Genomic DNA, 21,331 nt, shown 5'->3' on the forward strand with positions numbered 1-21,331 from the left:
AGTCAGGACGGCGCGATGATGGGCGCCTAGGGCTTGGCGCTCCAGCCATTTTCCGGTGCGGCGAAGCGCCAGACAATCGGGCGGACCTCACCATCGGCGCGAGGGCCGAAGTTGTTGTCGACCCCAATCCAGGCACCGTCGGCGTCGATGATCAATGCCTCCTCCAAACCATAGTTCTGCGAGTAACGCCGGTTATCCTGCAACAGTTCGGCAGCGTACGACCAGCAGCGCTCGACTTTGGCCGTCTGCGGGTCGCGGCGACAAATCTGAAAGGCATTGCGCTCAAGGGTAAACAGCTTGCCGTTGAACAATGACAGGTCGGAAAAATCCCGGTTAACCGCCCGGGCATTGCGAAACTGCGGCGGCTGCATTTCCATGCCCGCCTCGCTCAGCAGCACACAACCACCGTCGCAATCCCACACCGTCTGTTTGCGCTTGATCAGCAACAAGCCACGGCTTTGCCGCTCGGCAGCGAGCCACATCTGATCACCTGCCGGATTGATCGCCAGGCCTTCAAACAGTGCATTGAATTGCAGCAACATGCCCCGAGCCCGCGCTTCGCGAACCATCATGGGCGAGATTTTCAACCAGTTTGCCGGGCCCATTGGCGGCACTTGCAGAACGGCCGCATGGCCTTCGCTGACGATGTAACGATTGCCGGCGCTGTCGCAGGTGATGCCTTCGAAGTCCAGGTCTCCGCCCCGCACGAAAGACGCCGCCCAGGTCCGCGAACGCAAACCCCAGGGCAAACCGGTATCAGGCACGGGCGGCACATCGATGCGCACGGTTTCGGCTTGCCAGGTGCTGGCGGTCGTATCGAGACGGTAGATTTGATCATCGTCGCGATCGGAAACCGTCCACAGCTCGTTGCCGCACTGGGCCAGCCCCGACAGATTGCCGCCGCGCATACCATCGACGGCATGTTCGGACACCACGCGCAGCTCCAGAACCGGTTCGGCAGATACCGTCAACGAGGTCAGCAGCAACACACACGCCAGGGCACAGCCAAAGCGCATCAGCCCAGAACCTCGGCCAGGTTGCCCTTGGACTCCAGCCACGACTTGCGATCACCGGCGCGTTTCTTCGCCAGCAGCATGTCCATCATTTCCGAGGTCGCCTCGAAATCGTCCAGTGTCAGCTGCACCAGGCGCCGAGTGTTCGGGTCCATGGTGGTTTCGCGCAGCTGCGGCGGGTTCATTTCACCCAGGCCTTTGAATCGGGTGACCTGCGGCTTGCCGCGTTTCTTCTCGGCCACCAGGCGATCGAGGATGCCGTCGCGCTCGGCGTCGTCGAGGGCGTAGTAAATCTCTTTGCCCAGGTCGATGCGGTACAGCGGCGGCATGGCGACGTAGACGTGACCGGCATCCACCAACGGGCGGAAATGCTGGACGAACAATGCGCAAAGCAAGGTGGCGATGTGCAGACCGTCGGAGTCGGCGTCGGCGAGGATGCAGATTTTTCCGTAACGCAACTGAGCGATGTCCGCCGAGCCCGGATCGACGCCGATGGCCACGGCGATGTTGTGCACTTCCTGGCTGGCCAGCACTTCGCTGCCGTCGACTTCCCAGGTGTTGAGGATCTTGCCGCGCAACGGCAGGATTGCTTGAAACTCTTTGTCCCGCGCCTGCTTGGCCGAACCGCCGGCGGAATCACCTTCGACCAGGAATAGCTCGGAACGCATCGGGTCTTGCCCGGCGCAATCGGCGAGTTTGCCCGGCAATGCCGGCCCTGCGGTGATGCGCTTGCGCTCGACCTTCTTGCTCGCCTTCAAGCGACGGCCGGCGTTGTTGATCGCCAGTTCCGCCAGGAGCATGCCGGTTTCCGGGTTGGCGTTAAGCCACAGGCTGAACGCGTCCTTGACCACGCCGGAGACAAAGGCCGCCGCTTCACGGGACGACAGGCGTTCCTTGGTCTGGCCGGAGAATTGCGGCTCCTGCATCTTCATCGACAGGACGAAGGCAATGCGTTCCCAGACGTCTTCCGGCGCCAGCTTCACGCCGCGCGGCAACAGGCTGCGGAATTCGCAGAACTCACGCATCGCATCGAGCAAGCCCTGACGCAACCCGTTGACGTGGGTGCCGCCCTGGGCCGTCGGGATCAGGTTGACGTAGCTTTCCTGCACGCTGTCGCCACCTTCCGGCAACCACAGCAGCGCCCAGTCCACTGCTTCCTTATTACCGGCCAGGCTGCCGCAGAACGGCTCGTCCGGCAGGCGTTCGAAGCCGTTGACCGCGTCCACCAGGTAGGAGCGCAGGCCGTCTTCGTAATGCCATTCGACTTTTTCGCCGGTGGCCTTGTCTTCAAAACTGACCAGCAGCCCCGGGCACAGAACGGCCTTGGCCTTGAGCACGTGCTTGAGGCGGCTGATGGAGAATTTCGGTGAATCGAAGTACTTCGGGTCCGGCGCGAAAAATACGCTGGTGCCGGTGTTGCGCTTGCCGACGGTGCCAATGACTTCCAGCTCGGTCTTCTTGTAACCGTCGGCGAAAGTCATCTGGTATTCGTTGCCGTCACGCTTTACGCGCACCCGGACTTCGTTCGACAAGGCGTTGACCACGGAAATACCCACCCCGTGCAAACCGCCGGAGAACTGGTAGTTCTTGTTGGAAAACTTGCCGCCCGCATGGAGCTTGGTGAGGATCAGCTCGACGCCCGACACACCCTCTTCCGGGTGAATGTCCACCGGCATGCCACGGCCGTCATCGCTGACTTCCAGGGAGTGATCGGCGTGCAGGATGACCTGCACCGAGCTCGCATGCCCGGCCAAGGCTTCGTCGACGCTGTTGTCGATGACTTCCTGGGCGAGGTGGTTCGGCCGACTGGTGTCGGTGTACATGCCGGGGCGTTTGCGCACCGGGTCGAGGCCCGAGAGGACTTCGATGGCGTCTGCGTTATAAGAGCTAGCGCTGGGAGTGGCCATGGGGTCTCGTCGTCCGCCTGTAAAAAGAGTGCTCGTTGAAAATAGGGGCGATGAGTCACAGTGCTGTGAAATCGATCGCCTGATACAAATCTGCGCCGATGCCGGCAAAACTCAACATGGCCGGCAATTGCCCGGCAAAACCCTGGAAACTATGGTCGCCACCGGCCTGGATGCGCAAGGCACAGGCGCGGTAATACTGTTGGGCGAGGCGATAGTCCAGCGTTTCGTCGCCAGTCTGCAACCACACCTGATAGCGCTGCGGATCCCGGGGCGCCGGCACTTCCAGCTCGGCCAGGGCCGTCACATGGTCGTGGGTCAATTCCCAGGCCTCATCGGTATACAGGTTTTTCTGCGTCCCCAGATACCCGTCAAACATCCGGTGCGGACTGACGGCAGGGTTGATCAGCAGGGCCTTGAGGCCATGGTGCTCGGCCAAGTGAGTCGCATAGTAGCCGCCGAGTGAGCTTCCGACCAGCAGCGGCCGCCCAAGCTCCTCGATCGCCCGGTTCAACTGACCGATGGCCTCGCGCGGGTGGTGATGCAAGGCCGGCACCTGCAAGTGATCGCTCAGGCCCAGCCGCTCCATCACATTGATCAACTGGCAGGCCTTCTTCGAGGCCGGCGCACTGTTGAAACCGTGGATATAAAGGATCGAACCGGACATTAGAACTCCCTGGGCGTCGGGTAAAGAGGCGCAGTTTACAGGGAGACGGGGAATGTTGGCGCCAGCATCCATCGAAATGAACACGGTTACGTACAGAATCGTTGCATCCGGGAGGGATCGGTCGTCTGTCAGGACGCCTTCGCGGGCAAGCCTCGCTCCTACAGGATTGATGTACACCGCCCCGCTCTTCACCACTCATTAGGCCGAGCGTTAGCTCGCCTGCTTTTGATCTTGCTCTACCCGCCCCTTCGGGAGGCTGAGTGGAGGTGTTCATCTGGGGGTGGGCGCGTAGCGCCGTGCGGCGAAGCCGCACACATCGAGAGGAGGTCGAAGCGAAGCCGACCGGAGGCGATGCCCCCAGATGGACACCGGAACGAAGGAACGCCGAGCCTAGGCGAGGGGCCGGACGCCGGGGCGAGACCTTTTGGTTCCTTTTGGGGCGTTTGCCAAAAGGGACTCGCTGTAAGAGCGAAACCGTCAGCCGCCGTTACCGCAGAAATGGATATGTACTCAGTCAGCAATAACCTGGTCGGCTATTTGGCCGCCAAGACCAAGACCAAGACCAAAGTCAAAAGCTCAGTAGCCGTTGGAACCGTAATCAACCGTAAAGTCGAACCCGGTCACCCGCTCAACCCCAGTTTCAATCTGCCCATCCGGCATAAGTCGCAACCACCGATACCCCGGCGCCTGTTCCCCGACCTTGAAATCCTCGCTCCCTGGCTCGAACTGAATACAGGTCGAAGGCGATGCGATCAACCGCACCCCCTCGCGCACCTGATCGATCTCTTGATGCACATGCCCCCACAACACCGCACGCACCTGTGGAAACCGATCCAGTACCGCAAACAGTCCCTCAGGATTGCGCAAGCCAATCGGCTCCATCCACGCGCAACCGATCGACACCGGATGATGATGGAAGCACACCAGGTGATGGCGATCCGGCGCCTCGCTCAATGAACGGGCCAGCAACTGCAACTGTTCATCCTGCAAATACCCTGGCACCGAGCCCGGCACGGCGGAATCGAGCAGCGTGACTCGCCAGTTGCCAATATCCACCACTGGCTCCAGCAGTGCGCTCTGCACCGCCGCCTCGGCCATGATCATGGGTTCATCGTGATTACCGGGAATCCAGCGTGCCGGGGCATCGAGCTGACGGGTCAGGTCGCGAAACTGCTGATACGACTCCAGCGTGCCGTCCTGGGACAGGTCGCCACTGGCAATGATCAAGTCGATCCGGGGCTGTTGCTGGCGGACCAGTTCGATGACCTTTTGCAGGCTCTCGCGCGTGTTCATGCCCAGCAACGTGCCATCCGCCTCGGCGAACAAATGACTGTCGGACAGCTGTACCAGCAACGCCGGATCGGCGGTGGTCAATGTGGATACGCTCGGCAAGGCGTTCTCCCAGGGCTGAATCACGGGGTTGGATAGAGGCCGCAATTATGCTGGGGGAAATCTAAAAGAGGAAACCTGTGAACCGGACGCAGTTCACATCTATCGCACGACGGCGTACTCGTGTCCGCACGCCAGACAGTGGCTCAGCCATTCCCCCAGGAACAGATTGAGCTGGGCCTTTTCATCCGGCTGATGCATCGCGGCATTCGGGTAAGGATAGATGCCCCGGAAGCGTCTTGCATGTTCGGCGCTGACGACCTCGGCCATGCACGCGTCGTGATAGACCTGGACTTCCAGTTGCGGCACCGGCAGCCATGGCAGGCTGTGTTCCTGGCGCACTTGCAAGGTGGTGGTGTACGGGTTGACTTGCAGCACTTCCAGCGCCAGCACGCCCAGCATCTGATCACCCTGGGTCACGGCGATGCGCCGTGCCTCGGGTTCGCTGCGCATGTCCGGCAGCAGTCGCATCAGGCGCGCGTAGTTGGCCTCGCAGGAGGCTTGCAGCCCCACGAGGTCCACCCGATAGCGATCGCGCAGCTTGTTTACGACCATAACCCCCTCACTTCAGCGCGGTTCAAAGCAAGCCATTGCAAAGCAATGATGCTGGCCGCGTTGGCAATTCGTCCGTCGCGTACGGCTTGCAGCGCATCTTCGAACGCCCAGACCGTGACGCGGATATCTTCCGCTTCTTCTGCCAGTCCATGCAGCCCGCCTACTCCGTTTGTTTCGCAACGCCCCAAGTACAAATGCACGAATTCGTTGCTGCCGCCCGGCGATGGAAAATACTTGGTCATCGGCCACAGCGCCCCGAACACAAGCCCAGCTTCCTCCTGCGCTTCGCGGTGAGCAACTTCTTCCGGTTCCTCGTCTTTATCGATCAGACCGGCGACCAGCTCGATCAGCCACGGGTTGCTGGTCTTGCCCATGGCGCCGACCCGAAACTGCTCGATCAGCACCACTTCATCGCGCTGCGGATCGTACGGCAGCACGCACACCGCATCGTGGCGCACGAACACTTCACGATTGATCTCGCGACTCATGCCGCCGGCGAATAATTCATGGCGCAAATGCAGGCGATCGAGTTTGTAGAAGCCCTCGTAGCACTTTTCGCGTCGAACGATTTCAACGGTGGTTGGAATGGCGTTGGCAAAATCAGTCATGACAATCCTCGTTTACTGCAATCCGTTACGAGGCTGCTTTTTATTACTGGCAACCTCGACTTCGCGCCATCCTAACGCGCCCGCGACATTTGATGCAGCCCCTTTACCCTCATCGGGATAGACGGTGAGGGCGAAACCAACTCTAATTAGCTTAGTGGCGAACTGACTGCTTCGTTGACAGTCGAAGCGGTAACTTTTCGCCTTTCCCTGTTTTATGAAGGACGCCCATGTCGCTTTTTAAAATCGCCTCCGTGGCCGCCATCGCCCTGACACTGGGCGCTTGCCAGAGCCTGTTCCAACCCAACTACCGGACGCCGCTGGAAACCACCCGCGATGCTTCGGAAATCCTCAAGCCGGGTTGCACCACGCCTGACTGCCCGTTGGTAAACATCGATACCTTGCGATTCCCGGCCGAGCCACAGCTGGACGGCATCGTCGAAAAAAACCTGCTGCAATTGACCCGCACCCCGGACGCTCCGGCGGCACCGACCCTGGCCGCCTATCGCGACCAGTTCCTGCGCACCGCCGCACCGCGCTCCAGCAGCTACTTGCAAGCCAAGGTACGTGAGCAGCATGACGGCTTGGTGATCGTCGAATTTTCCAGCTACCTGGACACCGGCGGCGCCCATGGCACGCCAGGCCGCAGCTTCATCAACTATTCGCGCCAGCAGCATAGAGTGCTGACCTTGTCGGACATGTTGCTGCCGGGGCAGGAAGAAGCGTTCTGGAAAGCCGCGCAAGTGGCGCACAACAGCTGGCTGATCAGCACCAAGCTCGATCAGGAACCGGATTTCCTGAAGACCTGGCATTTCCAGAAAACCCAGAACGTGGCGCTGACCTACGGTGGGGTGATCCTCAAGTACGAAGTGAGCACCATCGCGCCTTACGCGTTGGGCCACATCGAACTGAAGATCCCCTACCCGCGCCTGAACGGCATTCTCAGGCCCGAGCTGTTTCCCGGCCGTAACTGAAGGCTCGACCGAGCACGAGTTGCAGCAGCCCTGCCAGTACCAGCGACGGCAGGGTTGCGCCGACATCCGGATACAGATTCGCCAGCAGATGATAAGTGCTCACCCCGCCCAACCAGGCGAGCAACGCCGGCCAGCGCAATGCGGCTGATGCAACTTGAGCACTGCGTTTGCGCAGGATGAAGTGATCCACCAGCACCACGCCGAACAGCGGCGCAAACACCGAACCGATCAACAGCAGGAAGTTCTGGTACTGGGCCAATGGCGCCAGGCACGCGATCAATGTGCAGATCACGCCAATCGCCAACGCCAGATGTTCGACTTTCAAGCGCAACAGAATCCCGCTGGACACCGCCGCCGAGTGAATATCGGCAAAGGCGTTTTCCGACTCGTCCAGCAGAATCAGCAACAGCGGAATCCCCAGGCCGGCACCGGCCAGCGCCAACAGCAAGGCATTCACTTCACCGCTCGGCGCGAACGCCAGGGTGTAAGCCACGCCCAGGCTCATCAGCCAGAAGTTACCGATAAAGAAGCCCAGTGCGGTACCGCCGAACACGTTTTTCGCGCGCTTGCCGAAACGTGAGTAATCGGCAATCAGTGGCAGCCAGGACAGCGGCATCGCAATCGCAATGTCGAAGCCCACGGCGAACGGCATCGAACCGTCACCGGCCTGAGCCCACAACGCGGCCAGATCGGCTTTGGCGAACAGGTTCCAGGTCAGCCAGATGCACGCGGCCAACAGCAGCCAGATGCCCCACTTGCGCAGGATCTGCCGCACGAAGGTCAGCGGACCGCTGACGGCGAGCAAGGTCGCCAAGCCACCGAAGAACACGGTCCAGAGCAAAGGGTTCGACAGCAAGCTGCCTTCGCTGAAGGCCCGGGCGCCGAGCAGGCTGGCGGCGTCGCGCATGACGATGATTTCGAACGAGCCCCAACCAATCAGTTGCAACAGGTTCAGCACCGCCGGCAGGCTCGCGCCATGTTTGCCGAGGCTGAGTTTGAGCGCGGCCATCGACGACAGGCCCGTGTCGCTGCCGATCACCCCAACCGCCGCCAGCAGCAGAACGCCGACCAGGGTGCCGAGGAAGATCGCCAGCAGCGAGCCGGACAGGCCCAGACCTGGCGCGAGCAGAGCGCCGGTCTGCAAGACCATCAGGCCGATGCCGAGGGAGAACCACAGGGAAAACAGATCACGGCCGCCGAAGACACGTTTGTCTTTTGGCACCGCGATATCAGGGGAATACGTGCTGGGTTGAATGCTCAAGGGTGTTATCTCAGAGGGACATTTTGTTGTTGTGTTGATCCCGCGATGATCGTTCCCACGCTCCGCGTGGGAATGCAGCCCGGGACGCTCCGCGTCCCCGAACGGCGTGACGCAGAGCGTCACAGGAGGCATTCCCACGCGGAGCGTGGGAACGATCAGGGGCGCTCCGTGTGGGAACGATCAGTGTCGGATCAGACCTTCTTGTACAGCTGACTGCCTTCCTGCTTGAACCGCTCAGCCTGGTCCGCCAGTCCCTGGGCGACTTCGGCATCGACGGTTTCGATCCGCTGGTTGGCCGCGTATTCGCGGACTTCCTGGGTGATTTTCATCGAGCAGAATTTCGGCCCGCACATGGAACAGAAGTGCGCGACCTTGGCCGAATCCTTCGGCAGGGTTTCATCGTGATACGAACGCGCGGTGTCCGGATCCAGGCCCAAGTTGAACTGGTCTTCCCAACGGAATTCGAACCGCGCCTTGCTCAAGGCATTGTCGCGGATCTGCGCCCCCGGATGCCCCTTCGCCAGATCGGCGGCATGGGCCGCGATCTTGTAGGTGATGATCCCGGTCTTCACGTCATCCTTGTTCGGCAGGCCCAAGTGCTCTTTCGGTGTGACGTAGCAGAGCATGGCGCAACCGAACCAGCCGATCATCGCCGCACCGATGCCGGAGGTGATGTGGTCGTAGCCCGGCGCGATGTCGGTGGTCAGCGGGCCGAGGGTGTAGAACGGCGCCTCGTCGCAGCACTCGAGCTGCTTGTCCATGTTCTCTTTGATCAACTGCATCGGCACGTGGCCCGGGCCTTCGATCATGCATTGCACGTCGTGCTTCCAGGCGATTTTGGTCAGCTCGCCGAGGGTTTCCAGCTCACCGAATTGCGCCGCATCGTTGGCGTCGGCAATCGAACCCGGACGCAGGCCATCGCCCAGCGAGAAGCTGACGTCGTAGGCCTTCATGATTTCGCAGATGTCTTCGAAATGGGTGTAGAGGAAGTTTTCCTTGTGATGCGCCAGGCACCACTTGGCCATGATCGAACCACCCCGGGAAACGATGCCGGTCACACGTTTGGCGGTCAGCGGCACATAGCGCAGCAGCACGCCGGCGTGGATGGTGAAGTAGTCGACGCCCTGCTCGGCCTGTTCGATCAGCGTGTCGCGGAACAGCTCCCAGGTCAGGTCTTCGGCAGCGCCGTCGACTTTTTCCAGGGCCTGGTAGATCGGCACGGTACCGATCGGCACTGGCGAGTTACGGATGATCCACTCGCGGGTTTCGTGAATGTGTTTGCCGGTGGACAGGTCCATGACCGTATCCGAACCCCAGCGAATGCCCCAGGTCAGTTTCGCCACTTCTTCTTCGATGGACGAACCCAGGGCGCTGTTGCCGATGTTGCCGTTGATCTTCACCAGGAAGTTACGGCCGATGATCATCGGTTCCAGTTCGGTGTGGTTGATGTTGGCCGGAATGATCGCGCGGCCACGGGCGATTTCGTCACGGACAAATTCCGGGGTGATGATTTTCGGCACGCTGGCGCCGAAGCTGTGACCGGCGTGTTGCTGGTCCAGCAGCCCGGCGGCGCGGGCCACTTCGAGCTTCATGTTTTCGCGGATGGCGACGTATTCCATCTCGGCGGTGATGATTCCCTGGCGGGCGTAGTGCATCTGGCTGACGTTGGCCCCGGCCTTGGCCCGGCGCGGATTGTTGACGTGGGCGAACCGCAGCTTGGTCAGTTCAGCATCGGCGAGGCGTTCCTGGCCGAAGTTGGAGCTCAGGCCGGGCAGACGCTCGGTGTCGCCACGGGACTCGATCCACGACGAACGCACATCGGCCAGGCCTTTGCGCACGTCGATGATGACGTTGGGGTCGGTGTACGGGCCCGAGGTGTCGTACACGACGACCGGCGCGTTGATCTCGCCGCCGAAGTCGGTCGGGGTCACGTCGAGGCTGATTTCACGCATCGGCACGAGGATGTCCGGGCGGGAACCCTGGACATAGATTTTTTGCGAGCGGGTAAACGGTTGAACCGACTGTTGATCGACTTGGGCCGAATCACTCAGGTTCGTCGTATTTTTTAGTTTTATCGTCATCACGGGCTCTCCAACACATCCAGGCAGTGGATTTTTGTCGGAGCGAACCTGTAACGAATGGACGCGACCAATCAGCCATAACAATGCTGTTGGTGCTGTGCTCAGTGCTCGAGGGGTGTTCGATTGTCGAACAACATCCCGGACGAAGCACAAGAGGACTCGCCGGGTGACGAGAAATCTTGTTCCCTACGCAGGCGCTAACCTGATCAGGTTCAACGGGATCCGAAATTATTCGATCTCAGCCTCATAGCAAGGCACCCCGACAAGAACCCGGCCAGTCTAGACACAACTGGCAAGGAACGCCAACACCGGAGTAAACACCGTGATGAATGGCGCAATTAACGGATTGTTGCCAAACGTGTGCGCAACTACACTCGCTACGCTGTGCCGCGCCTTGACGCTGTGCAGGCTGCGCCTTACCTTTGGCGCTCAAATTATCAGCGTAATTTTTTAGGGATGGCCGCATGCTGCGCAAACTCTCACTGGCCCTTGCCGTGTCTTGTGCTTCCAATGGAATGGCCTGGGCCGCAGAAGCGCCCTTATCCACCAAGACCGACCTGGTCAGCGTCTATCAGGAAGCGGTGGATAACAACGCTGACCTGGCGGCCGCCCGTGCCCAGTACGGCGCCCAGAAAGAAGTCGTACCCCAGGCCCGCGCCGGCCTGCTGCCGAACCTGTCGGGCGGGGCCAACTTGAGTTCCGTGCGCACCCAGATCGATCAGCCGTCGGCGACCGCCAACCGCAATGCCCATTCCTATCAGGCGACTTTGGCCCAGCCACTGTTCCGCGCCGATCGCTGGTTCCAGTTCCAGGCCGCCAAGGACGTCAACGAGCAAGCCTCGCTGCAACTGTCGGCCACCGAACAGAACCTGATCCTGCAATCGGCAGAAAGCTATTTCAACGTGCTGCGTAGCCAGGACAACCTGGCTTCGACCAAGGCCGAAGAAGCCGCGTTCAAACGCCAGCTCGACCAGTCCAACGAGCGCTTCGATGTCGGCCTGTCGGACAAGACCGACGTGCTGCAATCCCAGGCCAGCTACGACACCGCGCGGGCCAATCGAATCCTCGCCCAGCGTCAGGTGGATGATGCATTCGAAGCCTTGATCACCCTGACCAACCGTCAGTACAACGCGATCCAGGGCATCGTCCACACCTTGCCGATCCTGCCGCCAGCGCCGAATGACGCCAAGGCCTGGGTCGACACCGCCGCCAAACAGAACCTGAATCTGCTGGCCAGCAACTACGCGGTCAGCGCCGCCGAAGAAACCCTCAAGCAACGCAAGGCCGGCCACGCGCCGACCCTCGATGCGGTGGCCAAATACGAAAAGGGTGACAACGACGCGCTGGGTTTCAGTAACCCGAACGCCTTCGGCCAGCCTTACGGCGGCAACGTCGAGCAAACCACCGTCGGCTTGCAAGTGAACATCCCGATCTACAGCGGTGGCCTGATCAACTCCCAGGTGCGCGAGTCCTACGCACGCCTTGACCAGTCCGAGCAGCAACGCGAATCCCTGCGCCGGCAAGTGGTGGAAAACACCCGCAACCTGCACCGCGCGGTGAACACCGACGTCGAGCAGGTGCAGGCGCGCAAGCAGTCGATCATCTCCAACCAGAGCGCGGTGGAAGCCACCGAGATCGGCTATCAGGTGGGGACGCGCAACATCGTTGACGTGCTTGATGCCCAGCGTCAGCTGTACACCTCGGTGCGCAACTACAACAACACCCGCTACGACTACATCCTCGACAACCTGCGCTTGAAGCAAGCGGCGGGCACATTGAACCCGGGGGATTTGCAGGATTTGTCGCGCTATCTCAAGGCTGACTACAACCCGGATAAAGACTTCCTGCCGCCGGACCTGGCCAAAGCTGCGGCCGAGCAATTGAAGGCCCGGCCGGGTCAATAGGAGCATGGCTTGCCCGCGATGGCGATCTTAAGGGCCCATCGCGGGCAAGCCTTGCTCCTACAAATTAGCGGTTGATCAATCGTCCAAGACCACCCAACAATCGCTGCAACGCGCCCTGATTGGTGCGCATCACCTTCAACCCCGCCTCGGCCATGCGCTGCGCATCTCGCGGCAGTTCGAATAACTGCTGCACGGCCAGCGCCAGCCCTTCGGCATCCTCCACTTCCCGCAACGCCCCGGCACTGCGCAACTGCGCGGCGATTTCGAGGAAGTTGAACAGGTGCGGGCCGCTCAACACAGGCTTGGCCAATGCCGCCGGCTCCAGCAGGTTATGCCCGCCATTCGGCACCAGGCTGCCGCCGACAAACGCGCTGTCGGCCAAGGCATAGAGAAACAGCAACTCGCCCATGGTGTCGCCCAGCAGCACCGAGGTATCGGTGGTGACCGACTCCCCCGTGGAACGCCGTACCGTGGCAAAGCCCTGCTGCTGGCACAACTCGAACACCGAATTGAAACGCTCCGGATGACGCGGCACCAGGATCAGCAACGTATCGGGATGACTGGCCAGCAACTGACGATGGGCCGCCAGCACCACTTCGTCTTCACCTTCGTGGGTACTCGCGGCGATCCACACCGGACGCTCCAACGCCTGCCACTGCCCGCGCAACTCGGCGGCGCCCTGGAGCAGTTGTGGGTCGATGGTCAGGTCGAACTTGATCGAGCCGGTGACTTCGACGGTTTCCGCACGTGCGCCCAGTGAGCGGAAACGCTCGGCCTCAGCCTCGGTCTGCACCGCGAACAGGCTCATCTCGGCGAGCATCGGCCCGGTCAGTTTATGGAAGCGGCCATAGCCCTTGGCCGAACGCTCGGACAATCGCGCATTGGCCAGCGCCACGGGAATCCCGCGCTTGGCGCACTGATGGATGTGGTTGGGCCACAGCTCGGTTTCCATGATCACCGCCAGTTTCGGCTGGACCCGATCAAGAAACCGCGCGGCAGCGCATGGCAAGTCGTAGGGCAAATAGCAGTGCTGGATGCGCGGCTCATCGGCGAACAAAGCGTGGATGCGCTCCGAGCCGGTCGGGGTCATGCAGGTCACGGTGATCGGCAGCGTGGGATAACGTTGCAGCAAGGCGCGAATCATCGGCGCCGCCGCAATGCTTTCGCCTACAGACACGGCGTGTACCCAAATGCCGCCCGGTTTCATCGCGGGCAACCCATAGGAAAAGCGCTCGCCAATGCGCTTGGCATACGCCGGCGCCTTGCGCGAACGCAGCCATAGCCGAATCGCTACCAGTGGCAGCCCCAGGTAAAACAGCGCGGTGTAGAGAGTTCTATTCATGGCGGCGGAGTTTATCGGTTTTTAAGCCGATCGCCTGCAAGTGCACGGCAAAACGTTCCGCCAGCCAGCGCGCGGCCGGGCCCAGCGGTTCGTCGCGGCGCCACACCAGTTCCACCACCAGCGCCGGCGGGGTCCATTCGCTGACCAGTTCGACCATCTGATTCTGATACGTCGGGTATTGCACCACGTGCCGCGGCAGCCAGGCCCAGCCGAGACCGCGTACCAGCCATTCGGCCATCACGTAGAAACTGTCGGCACGCCAGACTTGCGGGCTGGCGGGCTCGCTGCCGGGGTAAACGCTGGATTCGGTGGACATCAGCAACTGCCGATGCTGAGCCAGTTGCTGGCAGTCGACTTCACCCATGCCCGCCAAGGGATGGCCCTTGCCGCACACCGTGACCATTTCGACACTGCCGAGCACCCGTCGCTCAAGCGCTTCGGGGATCTGATCATGGAAGAACAACAGCCCCAGATCCGCCCGACGCTCCACCAGTTTGCGCGCGACATCGCCTTGGGCGGCGCTGGTCAACTGCACTTCAAGGCTGGGGAATTTTTCCGCCAGGGCTTCGAAACTTTCGATGATCGGCTGATAAGGCATCGCCTCGTCCTGCGCCACCCGCAGGCGCGCTTCCTGGCCACGCATCATCGCCAGCGCCCGACCGTTCAAACGCTCGCATTGACGCAGCACTTCCCGCGCCTCTTCCAGCAAGGCACCACCGGCCTCGGTGAGCTTCGGCTGGCGGCCGCTGCTGCGATCGAACAAGCTTACGCCCAGGTCCTCTTCCAGCAACGCAATCGAACTGCTGACCGCCGACTGCGCCTTGCGCTGGTCCCGCGCCACCGCCGAAAAAGAGCGCTGTTCCGCTACGCTGACAAACAAACGCAGCTGTTCCAGATTCCATTGCATATTCATGGCGCAACCCATCTCTTAGGCAGATAGGTAATGACTTTACCGCATCTGGAGAATCTCTAGAATGCCGACCTCAGAGAGCAACACTTCAATTGAGGATTACCCCATGACCGCTTACTACTACCTGGCCATCGCCATTTGCGCCGAAGTGATCGCCACTGTTTCGATGAAAGCGGTCAAAGGTTTCAGCACGCCCCTGCCGCTGATTCTGGTCATTGTCGGCTACGGCATCGCCTTCTGGATGCTGACCCTGGTGGTGCGCAGCGTGCCGGTGGGCGTGGCCTACGCGGTGTGGGCCGGGATGGGGATTGTGATGGTCAGCGTGGCAGCGCTGTTTATTTATGGGCAAAAGCTGGATGTGCCGGCGATGTTGGGGATGGGGTTGATTGTGTTGGGCGTCGTCGTCATCCAGCTCTTCTCCAAAACCGCGGGGCATTGATCCGCGATTTTATGTAGCAGCTGCCGAAGGCTGCGTCCGACTGCGAAGCAGTCGTATTCCCTGACAACGCGATTCTTCAGACAGATTAAAGGCGAGGACTTCGTCCTCGAACGCGGCCTTCGGCAGTTGCTACAAAGTTTGCGTCCGGCATGAATCTGTATACTGCGCCCTCGTCTTGAACACTGAGGTCGCTGCATGCCATCCGTTATTTCCACCGACGTTCTGATTGTCGGCGCAGGTGTCGCCGGCCTCTGGCTGAATGCGCGTCTGCGCCGCCAGGGTTTTTCGACCGTGCTGGTGGAAAGTGCCAGTCTCGGCGGCGGGCAGAGCGTGAAGTCCCAGGGCATCATCCATGGCGGCGCCAAGTACGCGTTGCACGGTGCGCTGACCGGCGCTTCGGAAGCCATCGCCGACATGCCGCGCCGCTGGCGTGAAGCGCTGGCCGGTGACGGTGAGCTGGACCTGAGCGGTGTGCGCCTGCTGTCCGAAGCCCATTACCTGTGGTCCCCTGGCACGATCGCCGGCAACCTCACCAGTTTCTTCGCCAGCAAAGCCGTGCGTGGCCGCGTCGATCAGGTCAAGGGCGATCAACTGCCGCCGGCGCTGCAAGACAAGCGCTTCAAGGGCAAGGTGTATCGCCTGGCCGAATTGGTGATCGACGTGCCGAGCCTGATCCAGCGCCTGGCCGATCTGGCGGGCGACGGTTTGCTCGCCGGACAGACCATCGAACCGTTGCTGGACGGCGGAATTCTGGTTGGCCTGAAAGTCGACGGCCGTGAGATTCGCGCCCAGCGCATCGTCCTCAGCGCCGGCGGTGGCACCGCCGCGTTGCTCGAAGCGTTGGGCCTGAGCCAGCCCGCCATGCAGCGCCGCCCATTGCACATGATCATCGCCAAGGGCCCGAGCCTCAAACCGCTGTACGCCCACTGCCTGGGCGGCGGCACCAAACCGCGCATCACCGTCACCACTCACCCGGCTGCCGATGGCCAGTGGGTCTGGTATTTGGGCGGCGATATCGCTGAAGCCGAAGGCGTGGCCCGCGAACCCGCCGAGCAAATCGCCACGGCGCAAAAAGAACTGGGCCAGTTGCTGCCGTGGATCGACCTCAGCACCGTGCAATGGGCGACCTTGCGCGTGGATCGCGCCGAACCGCTGCAAACCGGCCTGACCCGCCCGGACAATGCGTTCCTCGCCGAACAGGGCAGGTTGCTGGTCGGTTGGCCAACCAAACTGGCGCTGGCGCCGGACTTCGCTGATCGGGTGATCGCCAGCCTGAACCGCGACGGTATCCAACCCGGCCCGGCAGCGCCGCTGCCTGATCTGCCAAAACCACCGATGGGCGTCCCCGCCTGGGAGCAACTGCTGCCATGAGTGTAAAAACCCTGCACGATCTGCATCGCCCGCTGGGCAGCACCGGCCTGCTGGTTTCGCCCCTCGGCCTGGGCACCGTGAAACTCGGTCGCGACCAAGGCGTGAAGTACCCCAACGGCTTCCAGATTCCGGACGATGACGAAGCGCGGATGCTGCTCAACCTCGCGCGCAACATGGGCATCAACCTGATCGACACCGCCCCGGCCTACGGTCGCAGCGAAGAACGTCTCGGGCCGTTGCTGCGTGGCCAGCGGCAAGACTGGGTGATCGTCAGCAAGGTCGGCGAAGAGTTTGTCGATGGCCAGTCGAGCCACGACTTCAGTGCCGCCCACACGCGCCTGTCGGTGGAGCGCAGCCTGCAACGTCTGGAAACGGATTTTATCGACCTAGTGCTGGTGCACTCCGACGGCGATGACCTTAGGATCCTCGACGACTGCGAGGTCTATGCGACCCTGGCCGAGCTGAAGAACGAGGGCAAGATTCGCGGCTTCGGCTTTTCCGGGAAAACCGTCGAAGGCGGCTTGAAGGCTCTGGAACAAGGTGATTGCGCCATGGTCACCTACAATCTGAACGAACAGAACGAAAAAGCCGTGATTGACTATGCTGCTGCCCACGGCAAAGCAATCCTGGTCAAGAAGGCCCTCGCCAGCGGTCACGTGTGCCTGAGCCCCGGCGTGGACCCGGTGCGCGCCAGCTTCGAGTTGTTGTTCCAACATCCGGGTGTTGCCAGTGCTATTGTCGGGACCATCAATCCGCTGCACCTCGCCCACAACGTCGCGACCGTTGCCCAGGTCCTACGTAGAAACTGATGCCGCCCACGCGGCCTTAAGCAGGAGCCGACATGCCGCGTACGCTCATTAGAAAGAACCCGAGCAACTTCAAGACCCTGCCGTTGTACGTCGAAGCGACTCCCGAAGGCCTGAGTTATCAGAGCGTCGGGATGCCGCTGAATTTTTCCCAGACCCTGCAACGTCGTCGCCCGGTGAGCGTGGCCGACACCGAGCGCTTTGCCTTGGAACTGGCCAATCTCGGGGTCTCGGTGCGACTGACCCTGCATTGGCAGAATCGCGATTACTGGGTACTGGTGCGTCAGCGTCGGCAAGACCGTGGCGACGTGGTGCTCAAGCTGATTTCCGGTTACGTGCCGGCTCATGAGTTGAACCTGCCGTTGCACACGGCGATCCAGGAGATCGCCGAAGAGTGCCTGCTGGAAACCCCGGAAGGCTGGCTGACCGGGCGCTTCAATGACACCTGGCTGCCGGCGCCCTACTCGTCCGCCCTGCATTATCGCGAAGCCCTGCCGTTTCGCCTGACGCCGTTGTCCGGCTCGGCGCGGCCGGTACGTTGCGCCAATATGCAGTTGATCGAACGGCCACGGGCCTATGTGCATTTACCGACCGCGTCGTTGCAACTGATCTACGACTTGCGCCTGGACGTGCCCAAGGAAGCCAAGTCCCTGAGCCTGTTTCATGTCGACGAGCGCCTGGAAGGTGATCAACTGGTGGCACGGCTGGACCGCAAGCGTCCGGACTTGTACTTGATGCCGCTGGAAGATGGCCAGCCGATGGCTGAGCTGTACACCTTGAAGAAGGATCAGCTGTACCCGGCGAGTACCCGAGGGTTGTACTTGGCCGAGAGTTTTGCCCGACAGGAAGGCTGGCTGGTCAGGGATGAGCGGATTCGCTGGAAGGATTGGGTGCGCCAGCAAGGGTTGGCGCCGCCCGGGAAGGATTCAGGGTTGGCGCGGTTGCGGGGGAAGGCCACGCAATTGTTGAAGAAGATCGTGCCGCGCAAGAAAGTCGGCTCTTAAAGCCAAAAGTTCGCAGCCTTCGGCAGCTCCTTGTATTTGATCGTTCCCACGCTCCGCGTGGGAATGCAGCCCGGGACGCTCCGCGTCCCAACAGCGGACGCCGAGCGTCCATCGAGGCATTCCCACGCAGAGCGTGGGAACGATCAGCCGGGGTCAGTTATTACGGATCTTCTCGACAATTGCCGTGGTCGAGCTGTTTTCCACCAGCCCCAACACTTTCACTGTCCCGCCGTAAGCGCTGACGATGTCCGCGCCGACCACTTGGTCGATCCCGTAATCACCACCCTTGACCAACACATCCGGCTTGACCTCGCGCAGCAGGTTTTCCGGGGTGCCTTCAGGGAAACTGATGACCCAATCCACCGCGCCCAGACCGGCCAGTACCGCCATGCGCCGGTCAACGCTGTTGATCGGACGACCCGGCCCTTTCAAGCGGCTCACCGAAGCATCGTCGTTGACCGCGACGATCAGACGATCGCCCTGGGCCCGCGCCTGCTCAAGGTAGGTCACGTGGCCAGCGTGCAGAATGTCGAAGCAGCCGTTGGTGAAGACGATCCGCTCGTTGTGCGCACGGGCATCGTCGACCGCCAGCAGCAATTGCTCAAGACCGAGCACACCGCGCTCGGAACCCTCTTCACGCTGGATGGCGCGGCGCAGTTCCGGCGCGCTGATGCACGCCGTACCCAGCTTGCCGACCACGATGCCCGCCGCCAGGTTGGCCAGGGCCACCGCGTGGGGCAGTTCTTCGCCAGCGGCAATCGCCGCCGCCAGGGTCGAAATTACCGTGTCGCCGGCGCCGGTCACGTCAAACACTTCACGGGCGCGGGCCGGCAGGTGCAACGCCGGATGATCCGGGCGCAACAAGGTCATGCCGTGCTCGCCACGGGTCACCAGCAAGGCGCCGAGGTCGAGGTCGTGCATCAGGGTAGCGCCCTTGCTCACCAGGTCGTGCTCATCGACGCAACCGCCGACGATGGCTTCGAACTCGCTGAGGTTCGGCGTGATCAGGCTCGCACCGCGGTAGATCGAGAAATCCTTGCCCTTGGGATCGGCCAGCACCGGAATGCCACGGGCACGGGCGGCCTGGATCAGCACCTGATGGTTTTTCAGCGCGCCTTTGCCGTAGTCGGACAGCACCAGCACCTTGATGCCTTCGAGCAATTCGTCGACCTGCTCGCCCAACGCCAGGGCGTCGGTGGCGAACGGTTCTTCGAAGTCGATCCGCAGCAGTTGCTGGTGACGACTCATGACCCGCAGCTTGACGATGGTCGGCTGGTGCGCAATACGCTGGAACAACGCCCGCACGCCAGCGCCCTTGAGGCTGTTGGCCAGGCTGTCGGCGGCTTCGTCGTCGCCGGTCACACCGACCAGCGAGGCCGGGGCGCCGAGGGCGGCGATGTTAAGGGCAACGTTGGCGGCACCGCCCGGGCGGTCCTCGATTTGCTCGACCTTGACTACCGGTACCGGCGCCTCAGGGGAAATCCGTGAGGTACCACCATGCCAGTAACGGTCGAGCATGACATCGCCGACCACCAAGACAGGGGCTTGATCGAATCGCGGCATGGACAACTTCATGGAGCAACCCACATACAAAATGAACAGGGGCGCGATATTACCACAGGGTTGGCACCGGCTTGCGCGACGGCTGCAACAGGATGAATTGGCAGGATTTTTTGATCATTTATTGAGCAAAAAACTCGATAGCCGAGCGCAGGCGTCTTCCAGCGCCAGGCTCTGCGTGTCGATCTCGCACTCTGCTGTCAACGGTGCCTCATACGGGCTGTCGATGCCGGTGAAGTCCTTGATCCGGCCTTGCAGGGCGGCCTGATACAAACCTTTGGGGTCGCGTTGCGCGCAGACCGCGAATGACGTGCTCACGTAGACCTCGATGAAGTCACCTTCAGCAAACAGCTGCCGCGCCGCCTCACGCTCGGCGCGAAACGGCGAGATCGCCGCCACGATCACAATCAGCCCGGCATCGACCATCAGTCGCGCCACCTCGGCCATGCGCCGAATGTTTTCCCGGCGACAATCAGCCCCCATCCCCAGGTCGCGGCACAGACCACCGCGCAGGTTGTCGCCATCGAGGATAAAGGTGTGCAGGCCACGTTGATTGAGTTGCAGCTCCAGGGCATTGGCCAGGGTCGACTTGCCCGCCCCGGACAATCCGGTCAACCAGAGGCAGCACGGACGCTGCGACTTGAGCGCGGCCCGGGCCTGGCTCGATAGCGCCAATCCATAGGGGCGAATCGCCGGCATGGGCGCTGACATCGATTGGGCCTCATTCATAGCCGAGCATCTCGTAATCGCGCTGATAAACCCGGCGCACCAGCCGACGGGTCCGAACCGAACAGAAATCACGGGCAAGCCTCGGCTGGCGTTGCTGCGAGCTGTTGATGTGAGGCAAGTCCACCGCAAACTTCAACTGCTCGCAGACCAGCGCGAAATCCCGCGCCAGGTGTTCCTGATAGCCGATGAAATCCAGCGCCAGATGCCCCAGGGAGTCAGTGAGAAAATCCGTTTGCGCCGCAAAATGCAGTTGCCGGCCAATCGTCTCCGGGTGCAGCCAGCGCGCCACGAAGTCATCGAAATCGCGGTACTGACTGACCAGGTTCTGCGCCGCCTGATCTCGCCGGCCCAACTCATTACCCCGCAGGAACGCATAAGCCGAATACGCCCTCTCCAGCGGATCGCGAACAAAAGCGAATTTGAAACTGGAGGCAAACTGTTCGGGAAACTGCTGCTCGTACCAGTACAACGGCAAGTGCCCGGGGCTCCAGTCGTCGAACAATGCCGCACACACGCTACTCCCGGCACATTTGGGCACGTGAATGAACAGGCATTCACGCTGTGCGAAGGACTTGGGAAAGTGCAGATTGGCCGACATCGACTTGTTCACGACCTGGCGGTCGACAACCGACAGGCGCCCCAGCAGGAAGGCCCGCTGCTGCTTGGGCAACAGTTTCCAGAGATAGCGTTGCAACATGGCAATACCCGCGCGACGGGGATGGCCCCGCCGATGAAAGTCAAAGTTCGTTCAGGAACCTTAACAAGCGCGGTGCAGAGATTTATTCAGGTTTGGTCAGGACGGGTAAGCAAGCCGATA

19 protein-coding genes and 1 riboswitch are annotated in these 21,331 nt (G+C 61.4%); of the genes, 6 read left to right on the forward strand and 13 right to left on the reverse strand.

Translation table 11 applies throughout. The annotated features are described in order from the left end of the window. Positions 1 to 26: 26 nt before the first annotated feature. The 6 genes from HKK53_RS17785 to HKK53_RS17810 form a co-directional block, all read right to left on the reverse strand. The gene (locus tag HKK53_RS17785) at positions 27 to 1,016 is read right to left on the reverse strand and encodes an esterase-like activity of phytase family protein (RefSeq protein WP_169371903.1); all 990 of its coding nucleotides are present in this window, start codon (positions 1,014 to 1,016) and stop codon (positions 27 to 29) included. Then, a complete protein-coding gene (gene parE, locus HKK53_RS17790; RefSeq protein ID WP_169371904.1) occupies positions 1,016 to 2,920 on the reverse strand; it encodes a DNA topoisomerase IV subunit B in 1,905 nt (634 codons plus the stop codon). The genes HKK53_RS17785 and parE overlap by 1 nt, the downstream gene beginning before the upstream one ends. Before the next feature lie 55 nt (positions 2,921 to 2,975). Then, complete coding sequence (locus tag HKK53_RS17795) at positions 2,976 to 3,584, reverse strand: YqiA/YcfP family alpha/beta fold hydrolase (protein WP_169371905.1); 609 nt, start codon at positions 3,582 to 3,584, stop codon at positions 2,976 to 2,978. 576 nt (positions 3,585 to 4,160) lie between these two features. Further along, positions 4,161 to 4,976, reverse strand: a complete 816-nt coding sequence (cpdA, locus tag HKK53_RS17800; RefSeq protein WP_169371906.1) for a 3',5'-cyclic-AMP phosphodiesterase — start codon at positions 4,974 to 4,976, stop codon at positions 4,161 to 4,163. A 99-nt stretch (positions 4,977 to 5,075) separates the two neighbouring features. Then, positions 5,076 to 5,528 carry a DUF1249 domain-containing protein gene (locus HKK53_RS17805; protein WP_054053309.1) on the reverse strand — a complete coding sequence of 151 codons (453 nt, stop codon included), beginning with the start codon at positions 5,526 to 5,528 and terminating at the stop codon, positions 5,076 to 5,078. Beyond that, on the reverse strand, positions 5,519 to 6,136 hold the full coding sequence (locus tag HKK53_RS17810) for an NUDIX domain-containing protein (protein WP_169371907.1): 618 nt from the start codon (positions 6,134 to 6,136) through the stop codon (positions 5,519 to 5,521). Before HKK53_RS17810 ends, HKK53_RS17805 begins: the two co-directional genes overlap by 10 nt. Before the next feature lie 227 nt (positions 6,137 to 6,363). Here HKK53_RS17810 and HKK53_RS17815 point away from each other — a divergent pair, with 227 nt between their 5' ends. Beyond that, positions 6,364 to 7,107, forward strand: a complete 744-nt coding sequence (locus HKK53_RS17815) for an RsiV family protein (RefSeq protein ID WP_169371908.1) — start codon at positions 6,364 to 6,366, stop codon at positions 7,105 to 7,107. Here the strand turns inward: HKK53_RS17815 and cytX are convergent. After that, complete coding sequence (cytX, locus tag HKK53_RS17820; protein WP_169371909.1) at positions 7,076 to 8,368, reverse strand: putative hydroxymethylpyrimidine transporter CytX; 1,293 nt, start codon at positions 8,366 to 8,368, stop codon at positions 7,076 to 7,078. The two genes, HKK53_RS17815 and cytX, sit on opposite strands and share 32 nt — an antisense overlap. A 191-nt stretch (positions 8,369 to 8,559) precedes the next feature. Beyond that, positions 8,560 to 10,449, reverse strand: a complete 1,890-nt coding sequence (gene thiC, locus HKK53_RS17825) for a phosphomethylpyrimidine synthase ThiC (RefSeq protein WP_169371910.1) — start codon at positions 10,447 to 10,449, stop codon at positions 8,560 to 8,562. A gap of 166 nt (positions 10,450 to 10,615) precedes the next feature. Next, positions 10,616 to 10,721: riboswitch (TPP riboswitch) on the reverse strand. Between the two features lie 192 nt (positions 10,722 to 10,913). Between thiC and HKK53_RS17830 the strand changes: the two genes are divergently transcribed. After that, complete coding sequence (locus tag HKK53_RS17830) at positions 10,914 to 12,353, forward strand: TolC family outer membrane protein (RefSeq protein WP_169371911.1); 1,440 nt, start codon at positions 10,914 to 10,916, stop codon at positions 12,351 to 12,353. A 64-nt stretch (positions 12,354 to 12,417) separates the two neighbouring features. Here the strand turns inward: HKK53_RS17830 and waaA are convergent, their stop codons facing one another. Both waaA and HKK53_RS17840 read right to left on the reverse strand, forming a co-directional pair. Next, on the reverse strand, positions 12,418 to 13,695 hold the full coding sequence (waaA, locus tag HKK53_RS17835) for a lipid IV(A) 3-deoxy-D-manno-octulosonic acid transferase (RefSeq protein ID WP_169371912.1): 1,278 nt from the start codon (positions 13,693 to 13,695) through the stop codon (positions 12,418 to 12,420). Further along, positions 13,688 to 14,608 (reverse strand): LysR family transcriptional regulator, encoded by a 921-nt coding sequence (locus HKK53_RS17840; RefSeq protein ID WP_169371913.1) that lies wholly within the window; start codon positions 14,606 to 14,608, stop codon positions 13,688 to 13,690. Before HKK53_RS17840 ends, waaA begins: the two co-directional genes overlap by 8 nt. 103 nt (positions 14,609 to 14,711) lie before the next feature. Here HKK53_RS17840 and HKK53_RS17845 point away from each other — a divergent pair, with 103 nt between their 5' ends. The 4 genes from HKK53_RS17845 (at position 14,712) to HKK53_RS17860 (ending at position 18,225) form a co-directional block, all read left to right on the forward strand. Next, complete coding sequence (locus HKK53_RS17845; protein WP_123402464.1) at positions 14,712 to 15,044, forward strand: DMT family transporter; 333 nt, start codon at positions 14,712 to 14,714, stop codon at positions 15,042 to 15,044. 195 nt (positions 15,045 to 15,239) lie between these two features. Beyond that, positions 15,240 to 16,415: an NAD(P)/FAD-dependent oxidoreductase gene (locus tag HKK53_RS17850; RefSeq protein WP_169371914.1), complete on the forward strand. Its 1,176-nt coding sequence runs from the start codon at positions 15,240 to 15,242 to the stop codon at positions 16,413 to 16,415. Continuing rightward, the gene (locus HKK53_RS17855) at positions 16,412 to 17,224 is read left to right on the forward strand and encodes an aldo/keto reductase (protein ID WP_169371915.1); all 813 of its coding nucleotides are present in this window, start codon (positions 16,412 to 16,414) and stop codon (positions 17,222 to 17,224) included. The genes HKK53_RS17850 and HKK53_RS17855 overlap by 4 nt, the downstream gene beginning before the upstream one ends. A gap of 32 nt (positions 17,225 to 17,256) precedes the next feature. Further along, on the forward strand, positions 17,257 to 18,225 hold the full coding sequence (locus HKK53_RS17860; protein WP_169371916.1) for a metal ABC transporter ATPase: 969 nt from the start codon (positions 17,257 to 17,259) through the stop codon (positions 18,223 to 18,225). A gap of 153 nt (positions 18,226 to 18,378) precedes the next feature. On the opposite strand, the gene hldE is transcribed toward HKK53_RS17860, so the two are convergent. The 3 genes from hldE to HKK53_RS17875 all read right to left on the reverse strand — a co-directional run bounded on the left by hldE (position 18,379) and on the right by HKK53_RS17875 (position 21,211). Further along, positions 18,379 to 19,800 carry a bifunctional D-glycero-beta-D-manno-heptose-7-phosphate kinase/D-glycero-beta-D-manno-heptose 1-phosphate adenylyltransferase HldE gene (hldE, locus tag HKK53_RS17865; protein WP_169371917.1) on the reverse strand — a complete coding sequence of 474 codons (1,422 nt, stop codon included), beginning with the start codon at positions 19,798 to 19,800 and terminating at the stop codon, positions 18,379 to 18,381. Positions 19,801 to 19,902: 102 nt separating this feature from the next. Further along, entirely contained in the window at positions 19,903 to 20,514 is a 612-nt protein-coding gene (gene cysC, locus HKK53_RS17870) for an adenylyl-sulfate kinase (RefSeq protein ID WP_169371918.1), read from the reverse strand. Further along, a complete protein-coding gene (locus HKK53_RS17875) occupies positions 20,507 to 21,211 on the reverse strand; it encodes a sulfotransferase family 2 domain-containing protein (RefSeq protein ID WP_169371919.1) in 705 nt (234 codons plus the stop codon). The genes cysC and HKK53_RS17875 overlap by 8 nt, the downstream gene beginning before the upstream one ends. Positions 21,212 to 21,331: the final 120 nt, after the last annotated feature.

Origin of the sequence: Pseudomonas sp. ADAK7 (assembly GCF_012935675.1) — a bacterium.
GTDB lineage: Bacteria > Pseudomonadota > Gammaproteobacteria > Pseudomonadales > Pseudomonadaceae > Aquipseudomonas.